The sequence below is a fragment of the Psychrobacter sp. A3 genome, assembly GCF_028823565.1.
Taxonomy (GTDB): Bacteria; Pseudomonadota; Gammaproteobacteria; order Pseudomonadales; family Moraxellaceae; genus Psychrobacter; species Psychrobacter celer.
In genome coordinates, this window is record NZ_JAPEHS010000078.1 from 1 (window position 1) to 11716 (window position 11716).

Genomic DNA, 11716 nt, shown 5'->3' on the forward strand with positions numbered 1-11716 from the left:
TAGGGTTGTTTTACCGTGGTCAACGTGTCCGATGGTGCCGACGTTGACGTGTGGCTTGTTGCGTTCAAACTTGGCCTTTGCCATGGGTAATTCCTCTTTTTTTGGGGTCGGCGCTTAACTGATATAAATATTAAATTTCATATAGATAAAAGCTAAAGCAGTAGAGACCACATTAAAATAATTGTTAAAAGGTTGCACATACTAATGTGCAGATATTATAAGAAAATCACGGCCAATAACAAGTCTTTTAACAAGTTATTGGCGGATTCTTCGCTGACAATATAAAGATATGCTTTATATTGTCATTTTATGAGCGTTATTTACTCGTCATCATCTTTAGAGTTGTACTTAGAGATGATAGATTCTGCAACTGATTTTGGAATCTCAGCATACTTCTGGAATTCCATTGAGTAAGTTGCACGGCCCTGTGACATTGAGCGCATTTGTGTGGCATAACCAAACATTTCTGCTAATGGTACTTCAGCACGAATTTGCTTAGTACCACCAGGCAAGTCTTCCATGCCTTGGACCATACCGCGGCGGCGGTTTAGATCGCCCATGATATCGCCCATATATTCTTCTGGCGTTTCAACTTCTACTTTCATCACAGGCTCAAGTAGTGCTGGGTCTGCTGCCAAGAAGCCTTTGCGGAACGCGATTGAACCAGCCATTTTAAATGATAGCTCATCCGAGTCGACGTCATGGTAAGAACCATCGTACAAGGTCGCTTTTACGCCAACCACTGGGTAGCCTGCAAGTACGCCGTTTTGCATACGTTCTTGGATACCTTTGTCGACCGCACCGTGATACTCTTTTGGTACCACACCACCAACAACTTCTTCAGCGAATTCGTATTCAGTTTCGCCCGCTGGATCAAGCGGCTCAAGACGTAGCCAAACGTGACCGAATTTACCACGACCACCAGTCTGACGTACAAACTTGCCTTCTTGTTCAACTGAGGTACGAATGGTCTCACGATAAGCAACCTGCGGCGCACCGATGTTTGCTTCTACGTTAAACTCACGCTTCATACGGTCAACCAAGATCTCAAGATGTAGCTCACCCATACCACTGATGATGGTCTGACCAGACTCTTCGTCTGTGCGAACGCGGAATGATGGATCTTCTTTGGCCAAACGACCTAGAGCAATTGACATTTTTTCTTGGTCAGCTTTGGTCTTTGGCTCAACTGCTAGAGAGATAACTGGATCTGGGAATTCCATACGCTCTAGCGTGATGACGTTGTTTTCGTCACAAAGCGTATCACCCGTGGTTACGTCTTTCATACCTACCAATGCGGCGATATCACCTGTACGGATTTCTTCTAGCTCTTGTTGAGAGTCTGCCATCATCTGTACGATACGGCCAACACGCTCACGCTTCATTTTTACTGGGTTATAAACGCTAGCGCCTTGCTTAACCACACCTGAGTAGACACGAACGAAAGTTAGGTTACCAACGAACTTATCGTTCATGATTTTGAATGCTAGTGCTGAGAACGGTGCATCATCAGAAGCTTCACGAGTCGCTTCAGTTTCATCTTTATCGTTCAAGATACCACTGATTGCTGGTACGTCGATTGGTGCAGGTAGATACTGAATAACCGCATCTAGCATCTTTTGTACACCTTTGTTTTTAAAGGCAGTACCACAAAGCATTGGGATGATTTCGTTGTCGATAGTCAACTGACGAAGTGCGCTGTGGATTTGCTCTTCAGTTAATTCACCATTTTCAAGATACTCATTCATCAATTCTTCTGAAGCTTCAGCAGCGTTTTCTACGAGATACTCACGGTATTCTTCTGCTTTGTCTTGTAGCTCAGCTGGAATCTCACGCTCTTCATACTGCATACCTTGAGACGCTTCGTCCCAATAGATAGCTTTCATGGTGACTAGATCGATAACGCCTTCAAAGTCATCTTCTTTCCCGATTGGGATAACCAATGGTACTGGCTTGCCGCCTAGACGCGTTTTGATTTGATCGATAACGCGATAAAAATCAGCACCAACACGGTCCATTTTGTTAACAAACGCAAGACGTGGTACTTTGTATTTGTTTGCCTGACGCCATACGGTCTCAGACTGTGGCTGAACGCCGCCTACTGCACAGTAAACCATGCAAGCGCCATCAAGAACACGCATAGAACGCTCAACTTCGATAGTGAAGTCAACGTGACCTGGGGTATCGATGATGTTGATGCGGTGTTCGTCAAACTGCTTAGCCATACCTGACCAAAAACAAGTTGTTGCTGCTGAGGTAATAGTAATACCGCGCTCTTGTTCTTGCTCCATCCAGTCCATAGTGGCTGCGCCATCATGTACTTCGCCAAGTTTGTGGCTAACACCGGTATAGAATAAAACACGCTCAGTAGTGGTCGTCTTACCAGCATCGATGTGCGCTGAGATACCAATATTGCGATAGCGCTTTAGGGGAGTTTTACGAGCCATAGTGTTTTCCTAGGGAAATTCGTGTATATAATAATGTATTGTGTCTCTGCCTAATACTCTATGACAAAGCGGTGGGCTTCGTGATATTACTTACTGATTATTGGGCCTAATACGGACAACAAAAGAGCAAATACTAAGAATATTACAGCATAAAATTCGGGATGTTCTCTAGCAAAAACTGTACTTCTCAGAGAAACATCTTGATAGATGTCCGCCACCTCAGTCATTAATAAATAACATTTATATATGACGGAACGATGATGGCGGCAATCAGTAGAATAAACAACAATGTAGGACTAATGAGCATGAGCCATTAGTCTCAAGCTACTATTAAAAAGCAGCTTAGAAACGGTAATGTGAGAATGCTTTGTTGGCATCTGCCATGCGGTGAACTTCGTCACGCTTTTTCATGGCAGCGCCTTTACCGTCAGCAGCGTCATTCAATTCGCCTGCCAAACGTAGAGACATTGATTTTTCAGAACGCTTAGCAGCAGCTTCGGCTAACCAACGCATTGCCAATGCAGTACGACGGGAGGGGCGTACTTCCATTGGTACTTGATAGGTAGCACCACCCACACGGCGAGCTTTTACTTCGACCATTGGGCGTACGTTTTCTAAGACTTCTTCAAAGAAAGCTACTGGATCTTCGATATTACGTTTTGCACTAACTGTCTCAAGTGCACCATAAACGATACGCTCAGCAGTAGATTTTTTACCATGACTCATTACATGGTTGATGAATTTTGCAACAGTTTGGCTACCAAACTTAGGATCCGGTAGGATCTCACGGGCAGCAACGACGCGACGTCTTGGCATAATAAATTTCCTTGTCTTCAGGAGTGTCCAACATTCACAACATCATACTTGTCATCATAGAGCATAGTGATGAGTTGTCAGTTAGCCTTACTGCATGGTGGTATGTTTAAGGGTAAGTTACATCTTATCAATCTAATTACCATCGACACCGAACCCATGCACAGTTATTGGGTAGTACTAAAAGCTAAGCAAATAACGTTTAGTTATTAAGCTTTAGGCTTCTTAGCACCGTACTTAGAGCGACCTTGCTTACGGTCTTTAACGCCTGCGCAGTCAAGTGCACCGCGAACGGTGTGATAACGTACACCTGGTAGATCTTTTACACGACCACCACGGATAAGAACAACACTGTGCTCTTGTAGGTTATGACCTTCACCGCCGATGTAGCTTGATACTTCATAGCCTGAAGTCAAACGTACACGACATACTTTACGCATGGCAGAGTTTGGTTTTTTTGGCGTGGTAGTATATACGCGAGTACATACACCGCGGCGCTGTGGGCACGCTTCCAACGCAGGAACTTTTGACTTTTCCTTGATGGACTTGCGGCCTTTACGAATCAATTGGTTAGTTGTTGCCATAAGGCATCCTTCTCCCGTTTGGTATAAAACAAAAAAATGGGGAAACACGCCAGCTATCTGACATAAATGCCAGATTTTGACGCACCCATTTTTAGGACAGTGTATTATAAAGAGTTGTTGCTGCTATTTCAACCACTTATGAATGGTTTCACTTTACAACCTGTGGTAGATATGCATGCAGCTGCTTACTATAACACTTTATCTGTTTTTCGCTAACTATCATGCAGCGAGAACCACTAAAGTATTGGCTAAGCGCCTAACACAACATGGTCGTATGCAAACCAGTAAATAAGCAAAAAAAATAAACAAAGCAGGCAAGCAGATAAAACTTGTACAAGATAAATGGCGACATCGGCGCGTTTTTCAAGTGCGTGTGAAGCCTTCTGCGCTAGACATAGACTTCGCTTAGAATCCGCCTAGAGACCAAGGCCCGCCCGTTATCTCTCTAACGCGCCCCTAAGTAATATATGGCTGCTGCGCCTACTTATCAGCGGACGATTGCTCTGCAGACTTTTTATCTGCTGTGTCTTTATGCTCTTTGCCTTTAATATCTTTATTTTCAGCGTCCTTTTTCGCTGACTCTTTTGCTGTGTCTGTGTTTTTTGCGTCTGTTTGCTCAGCCTGCTCATCTGTTTTTTGCGCATTATCGCCGGCTTTATCGACCTTAACTTCACTACTACTGTCATCAGTGATAGCACGGTTTGCCAATTTGGCTTCTGGGGCAAAGGTTGCTTGCGCCACGCCGATGACCTCATCAATCAGCTGGCTATTGTAACGCATACCGATAACGACAGCGGTGGCGGGCAGTAAGCGGCGCACCCATGACAAGTTAATCTGGTCTAAATCAATACCCACTTGACTGGCGACGCGGTCTACTTGCTCGGCATAAAAATTGACGTTTTTATTTTTTAAGCCGAGGTTTTTTAGCTCATTATGCAAGCCGTTGTTTTGTGCATTGTCTAGCAGCCCTTTACCAATGCCTATACCCGCCAGCAGCGCTTGTTTTTCTTGCATTTTACTCAGGTCGGCATTGGCAAGCAGCTCATAAGCCATCTTGATGCCTTGCGTGCCGGTCAGCGGTTTGTTGTATACAGCCGCCAGCTGATAAACGGTACGTAGAGAAACCAATAGCAACCATAAAGTGTCGGCAAGCAGTCCTGGCAATCCTGCCAAGCCTGTCAGACCGCCCATGGTCGCAAGTGCGCGGTTTTGGTTGGCGATATCTGTCGCTAAGGCGTAACGCTGCTCGTCATCTAAGCTCTCGATATTGGCAAAGCGATGCTCATGAGGCAAATCAATCTGACTCCAGTTAAAAGCGAGCTTGGCCACTTGCGCAAATGCGCCATCAAGGGTCGATTGAAACAAGCTATTGGGCACCACTTTTTTGGCGTATTTACCATAAGTAGCAAAACGTGGGCCAAGCAGCTGCTGAGTGGCCTTTAACGTCTGCTCACGAAACAGGTCTTGCTGATAGTCGTCGTCCCCTAAATTTACGGCTTTGTATTGACGCGGCTTGCTGGTTTTGGCATTCATGCCATCAATCACAGCGCCCATACGCTCTAAATTATTGCGGGTAAATGCGCCGATACTGCTGACGCCCTTCGAGAGAGTGCTACGCTTTGCCATCTGGTTGTCCTTAATATGATGAATGATTATTGTATTATTTAACAATCAATTTATTTAACAATCAACGCCTATCAGCTTTATGCTGAGTGTGGTGTTTTTTAGTTTTGTTATTGCTATTTGTCATGCGCCAAGCTCGTGATACATGATAACTCGTCATATATGATAAATAGTATTTGAAGATGTGTCATCTTAGTCAATTATCTGTCTGCCTGTCAGTGTCAACAATGTTATTGCCGTCACCAGTTTTGTATCTAAAAGTATAACGTGTTTATAACTGTTTTTGTCTCTTATGATGACAGATGAGCATGGGTTTAATAAGCATGTACTGTTGGCCGCTTTTGCTGATAGCTGTAGCGCTATTTGGTGCTTGAGGCAGTTTTGTGGTTATTTTGCACTTGTACAAAGATTTTGGGGCACTGATACGGTATCATATGCGCTGCCCTCAAGTGCTATACTTTCAAGCTTATCGTATCACTTACTTACTATTATTATCAGCACCATTATCTAGAGCCTGCTCATCTCAAAGATGAGGTTTAATAAAACCCGCTCTAGACGACCTATAAGTAAAATATAGGGACAGCAATTACTAAAAATTATTACTCAGAAGGAATAGAATATGCGCCGCGTTGTTATCACTGGAGCAGGGATTGTCTCTTGTATCGGACATGATTTGGCCACTGTCACTGCTGCACTCAAACAAGGACAGTCTGGCATCACATTTAACGAATCTTATGCTGAGCACGACTTTAAATCGCAGGTCAGCGGCAGTATTGATCAGTCGACACTAGATACCAGTGGCATCGACCGTAAACTAAAACGTTTTTTTAGTGACGCCAGCCTTTATGCTTATGTCAGTGCATTGAGCGCCATCGAGCATGCAGGCTTGTCACTTGAGACCATCAATAGCAACCCGCGAGTTGGGGTGGTGGCAAGCTCGGGCGGTGCATCGACAGAAAACATCGTCAGTGCCATCGATGCGATGCGCGCCAAAGGTCTGCGCGGCGTCGGCGCGATGGCGGTACCAAAAACCATGGGCAGCTCGGTATCGGCCGCACTGGCCACAGGACTTAAAATCCAAGGGGTGTCTTACTCTCTTAGCTCAGCTTGTGCCACCTCGACACATTGTATCGGCCATGCCGCCGAGCTGATTCAACTTGGCAAAGCCGATGTGGTACTCGCTGGTGGTAGTGAGGCTGAGCACTGGACCCAGTCTTGTATGTTTGATGCCATGGGCGCGGTCAGTACTCAATATAATGACACACCAACCCTTGCCTCTAGAGCTTATGACAAAGACCGTGACGGCTTTGTCATCGCGGCAGGTGGCGCGATGGTGGTGGTCGAAAGCCTAGAACATGCCGAGGCACGCGGCGCCAATATCTTAGCAGAAATCGTCGGCTACGGTGCCAGCTCTGATGGCGCTGAGATGGTCGCCCCTAGCGGCGAAGGCGCAGTGCGCTGTATGCAACAAGCCTTGGCAGACGCAGGGCTAGAGAGCGTCGACTATATCAATACCCACGGCACCAGTACGCCACTGGGCGATATCACCGAGCTCAAAGCCATCGCGCAGGTGTTTGATGGTGATATCAGCAAAGTACCTGCGATCAGCTCTACCAAGTCGATGACTGGTCATAGTCTCGGCGCTGTCGGCGCGCAAGAGCTGATTTATTGCCTACTTATGCTACAAGAAGGCTTTATCGCCCCAAGCATCAATGTCAAAGCGCTAGACCCTGCTGCTAAAAGCTTTGATATCGTTACTGACAAGCGTGACGCATCACTTGAGACCATCATGAGCAACAGCTTTGGCTTTGGCGGTACCAATGCCACATTAATCATCAAAAAGTTTGACGCCTAAATAATGCCTGTAAACACTCATTCTACCAATCACATAAACCCTACCCCATCGCCAGCTACTCACCCTAGCTGGCATTTTGGTGCGCTGGGTGCGGCTGAGCTGTTGCCAAAGCTGCAGCGGCACTTGCTCAAGCAAGACGCTCAGGCCAACTGGCAACTGGTTTGGCTAAACAATGCTGGACGGCCAGTGATTGGCTTGCTGCCCAAAATGGCTTGGTCTGTCTATGCGACCACACCCGAGCCCCGACAGCCTGCCGTTTATACCGTCGTTGGCCGCCGCCGTGGCGACAAGCACGCGGCCACTTACCGCACCATGAGCTATGAAGCATGGCAAGAAGTGCTCATTGCCTATGGTCAAACCCATCAGACCGACACAAACAGCCAAGCAGATCCTAGCGCGCCACCGCACTATCACCACGGGCTGATAGGATTTATCGGCTATGACATCGCAGCTCACGAGCTGAGCCCAGCGGGCGCTATCGAGCTGGCGGCGCAGCCCTGTGCGGTATTGGGGCATTACGACATATATCTGACGCCCTGCGATAGCGGTCATGGCTGGGCACTACGTACTATAGGGCAACATACAGCAGCTGAGGCAGACCCAACGCTTGACGCGCTGATATCCTGCTTAGACTCACTAGAACAACAGCTATCTAAAGCAACTAATAGCATTGCAAAAACGCCTGCGCCATTATACCTGCAGCCGCGCTGGCACCAACATGATTATCAAGCCGCTTTTGATAAAACCCAATACTACCTAGAGCAAGGCGACTGCTATCAGATCAACCTGACCCAAAAATGGACAGGACAGCTGTCGAGCGAGAGTACATCCACTCAGGCCATAAGTCTGATCGATTATTTGCCAGCGCTCCATCAAAACACCCAAGCGCCCTTTGCAGGGTACTTACAAACCCAGCCGCATGATGACGATAGGTTTGATAATAGCGACAATAGCCTCGATGCTCGTGACCCGCATAGCGTTAACGCTCAATTTGAGCTATTAAGCTGCTCGCCTGAGCTGTTTTTTACCTTTACCAAAGAACCTAATAGCGGCAAACATCATATCATCACCAAACCCATCAAAGGCACCATGCCACGCAGCACCAACCCCACACAAGATAATGCCTATAAGCAGCAGCTGATCGATAGTGAAAAAGATCGCGCCGAAAACGTCATGATCGTCGACTTATTGCGTAACGACTTGGGCAAGTATGCCAAAATCGGTAGCGTCAAAGTGCCCAAGCTGTTTGCTATCGAGAGCTTTAGCAATGTCCATCATATGGTCAGCACCATTCGCGCCGAGATAAAAGACGACACCCATCCGCTTACGGTGTTGTTTGGCAGCTTGCCAGCAGGCTCTATCACCGGCACGCCCAAAAAACGCGCTGTCGAAATCATCTCTGAGTTGGAACAAGCACCGCGCGGCGCATACTGCGGTACCATGGGCTATATGAATTTTGATGGAAGTGGACAGTGGAATGTACTGATACGCACTCTACAAGCGCGCCATGCGCCGCAGCAAAACACGCAGGTCAATTTATGGGCGGGCGGCGGTATCACGGTGGCCTCTGACTGCGATGCTGAGTATCAAGAGTGTCTGGATAAAGTGGGCAATCTATTGGACGTGCTGGCGCAAAAACCCTGACATAAAAAAGCCTGCACAGTATGATACTGACAGGCGTTATGATACCAATAGGGATTGGCGCTACCTACTCAACAGCGCTATCTATCGTATTGCTATCTACATGCAATACCGTCAGCGCCGCTATCAATCTTTGGTGCTGCTCGGCGGTACCGACCGTGATACGCAGATACTCATTGATGCGCGGCTTATCAAAATGACGCACGATGATGCCTTGCTCACGTAGGGCGGCGGCGACCTCGCTGGCATTGCCCTCTTTAGGACGCGCAAACACAAAGTTGGTATGTGAAGGCAACACCTCATAGTCCAATGCTTGTAAGCCTGCCGTCAACGACTCACGTAAATCAATCACTTGCTGACGCGTTTGCTCAAAATACTCTACATCTAACACACTCGCCGTCGCCCCAGCTTGCGCCAATTTATCGAGCGGATAGCTGTTAAAGCTGTTTTTCATGCGTGTTAAGGCTTCAATTAATGAGGCATTGCCAAAGGCCATCCCAACGCGCAAACCTGCCAGTGAGCGCGATTTGGAAAACGTTTGGGTGACCAAAATATTATCACACTCGTTGATAAGACTCACAGCTGAAACCTCAGTCTCCAAACTACCCTCTTCTACTTGCGCAAAGTCGATATACGCCTCATCAATCACAATCACCGAGTTTGAATGCTCGCTTGCCAACTTACGAATATCCGCAAGCGATAATAGCAGTCCTGTCGGCGCATTGGGGTTGGCGATAATGATGCCACTACAAGGCTGACGATAAGCATCCGGATCGATACTAAAATCGTCTTCTAGCGCAATTTGCACCAGCTCTATACCAAAAGTATGGGCATACACTGGATAAAAACTATAGCCAATGTCAGGCGAGAGCACAGGGCGCTCTTTTAAGAAAAAACTGGCAAATACCAGCGCCAGCACTTCATCTGAACCATTGCCGACAAACACTTGATTGGCATCAAGGTCATATAGCTGAGCCAAAGCGGCGCGCAACTCATCAGACTCAGGCGCTGGATATAAGCGCAAATCATCCGCCTGCTGCGCTAAGACCTGAGCAATGGCCTCACCAACTTTAGGTGAGGGTGGAAACGGGTTTTCGTTGGTGTTTAATTTACATAAATTGTCGTGTTGCGGCTGCTCACCTGGTACATAAGGTGACAAGTTACGTGCTTTGGATGACCAAAGTCTGGTATCTATCTTTAACTCATTCATAAGTTATCCTACTATTAGCCACAAAGACTATCAAAGTTTACAGACCTAATATTAAAAAAACTAACGCTTGCTCGTTGGCGTAAACACATACGCCACTCTGACACGCCGATTATTGATAACGATAACGAGCTGAGCGCGCGTGGGCTTCTAAGTCCTCACGCTGCGCTAAAATATCTGCCGTTTCGGCCAAAGGCTTACTGCCCGCTTCGCTACAATAGATGATAGAGGATTTTTTTTGAAAATCATAAACACCAAGCGGTGAAGAAAAACGCGCCGTCCCCGATGTCGGTAGTACATGGTTGGGGCCTGCACAGTAATCACCGATGGCCTCAGGGGTGTGACGTCCCATAAAAATCGCCCCAGCATGACGAATATTAGCGAGCAAGGCATCAGGCTCATCGACCGACAGCTCTAAATGCTCAGGCGCCACGCGGTTAATCACTGCCATGCCCTCCGCACGGTCTTTGACCAAAATCAGCGCGCCGCGGTTTTGTAATGAGTCGCGCGCAATATCCGCTTTTGGTAGCTCGCTCAAGGCTTTTTCGATTTCAGCTGCCACCGCGTCGAGCTGCTCGCGACTGGTCGTTACAAAGATGGCTTGGGCGATACGGTCGTGCTCTGCTTGTGACAACAAATCCATCGCCAACCAATCTGCGCGATCTTGCGCCTGCCCTTCTGCGTACACCAGCACCTCAGAGGGGCCAGCAATCATATCGATGCCCACTTGACCAAATACCGCGCGCTTGGCCGCAGCGACGTATTTATTACCAGGGCCGGTGATTTTGTCCACGGCTGGTATCGTCTCGGTACCATATGCCAACGCAGCAACCGCTTGGGCGCCGCCGATGGTAAAGACTCGGTCCACTTGTGCCAAGTGTGCCGCGGCCAGCACCAGTGGATTGAGCACACCATTAGGCGATGGCACGACCATAATAACGTCACTCACGCCAGCGACTTTGGCTGGGATGGCATTCATCAGAACCGATGAGGGATACGAGGCCAGACCACCTGGCACATAGATGCCGACGCGATCCAGCGGGGTGATTTTTTGTCCCAAACGGTTGCCCAGCGCATCTTCATACTGCCAGCTGTCTTGGACTTGGCGCTCATGGAAGCTCTGTACGCGCGCAGCTGCCGTGCTTAGGGCGGTTTTCACCGTATCGTCTAATTGCTCAAAGGCCTCAGCAAGTGCCTCCTTAGATAGCTCTAGCTCTTGCATGGTAGTCGCTGGATGCTGGTCAAATTGCTGAGTCAATGCCAGTACCACGCTATCACCCTGATGACGCACTTGCGCGATGATATCATCAACAGTCGTTAACAAATCGGCATCATTGACCGTCTCAAAAGCAAGCAACTCGGTCAACTGGCTATCAAAATCGGCATCTTGGGTACTTAACTGGCGCATGAGCTAATCCTATATCTGAGCATGTATGCTACGGAACATTAACGAGTAAAAACAAGCGAGTCTGATACTGTGATACGTATCTGTGGCTAGGGCGTGTCCTCATTTTAAAAATGGTGATAAAAATGAGATAATTCGCCG

9 protein-coding genes are annotated in these 11716 nt (G+C 47.6%); 2 read left to right on the top strand and 7 right to left on the bottom strand.

The window, feature by feature from the left end:
* The 5 genes from NK638_RS09975 to NK638_RS09995 all read right to left on the bottom strand — a co-directional run.
* Positions 1 to 84: GTP-binding protein (locus NK638_RS09975; protein WP_001029591.1), on the bottom strand; the 84-nt coding region annotated here is incomplete at its 3' end.
* A 236-nt stretch (positions 85 to 320) separates the two neighbouring features.
* Entirely contained in the window at positions 321 to 2447 is a 2127-nt protein-coding gene (fusA, locus tag NK638_RS09980; protein ID WP_274632902.1) for an elongation factor G, read from the bottom strand.
* 342 nt (positions 2448 to 2789) lie between these two features.
* The gene (gene rpsG / locus NK638_RS09985) at positions 2790 to 3263 is read right to left on the bottom strand and encodes a 30S ribosomal protein S7 (protein WP_105244196.1); all 474 of its coding nucleotides are present in this window, start codon (positions 3261 to 3263) and stop codon (positions 2790 to 2792) included.
* A 206-nt stretch (positions 3264 to 3469) separates the two neighbouring features.
* On the bottom strand, positions 3470 to 3844 hold the full coding sequence (rpsL, locus tag NK638_RS09990; RefSeq protein WP_201573638.1) for a 30S ribosomal protein S12: 375 nt from the start codon (positions 3842 to 3844) through the stop codon (positions 3470 to 3472).
* A 480-nt stretch (positions 3845 to 4324) separates the two neighbouring features.
* The gene (locus tag NK638_RS09995; RefSeq protein ID WP_274632903.1) at positions 4325 to 5470 is read right to left on the bottom strand and encodes an EcsC family protein; all 1146 of its coding nucleotides are present in this window, start codon (positions 5468 to 5470) and stop codon (positions 4325 to 4327) included.
* A gap of 616 nt (positions 5471 to 6086) precedes the next feature.
* On the opposite strand from NK638_RS09995, the gene NK638_RS10000 reads away from it, so the two are divergent.
* Both NK638_RS10000 and NK638_RS10005 read left to right on the top strand, forming a co-directional pair.
* Positions 6087 to 7322, top strand: a complete 1236-nt coding sequence (locus NK638_RS10000) for a beta-ketoacyl synthase N-terminal-like domain-containing protein (RefSeq protein ID WP_274632904.1) — start codon at positions 6087 to 6089, stop codon at positions 7320 to 7322.
* Between the two features lie 3 nt (positions 7323 to 7325).
* On the top strand, positions 7326 to 8966 hold the full coding sequence (locus NK638_RS10005) for an anthranilate synthase component I family protein (protein ID WP_274632905.1): 1641 nt from the start codon (positions 7326 to 7328) through the stop codon (positions 8964 to 8966).
* A gap of 64 nt (positions 8967 to 9030) precedes the next feature.
* Here the strand turns inward: NK638_RS10005 and hisC are convergent, their stop codons facing one another.
* The gene (gene hisC / locus NK638_RS10010) at positions 9031 to 10173 is read right to left on the bottom strand and encodes a histidinol-phosphate transaminase (RefSeq protein ID WP_274632906.1); all 1143 of its coding nucleotides are present in this window, start codon (positions 10171 to 10173) and stop codon (positions 9031 to 9033) included.
* Positions 10174 to 10282: 109 nt separating this feature from the next.
* Positions 10283 to 11578, bottom strand: a complete 1296-nt coding sequence (gene hisD / locus NK638_RS10015) for a histidinol dehydrogenase (protein WP_274632907.1) — start codon at positions 11576 to 11578, stop codon at positions 10283 to 10285.
* Positions 11579 to 11716: the final 138 nt, after the last annotated feature.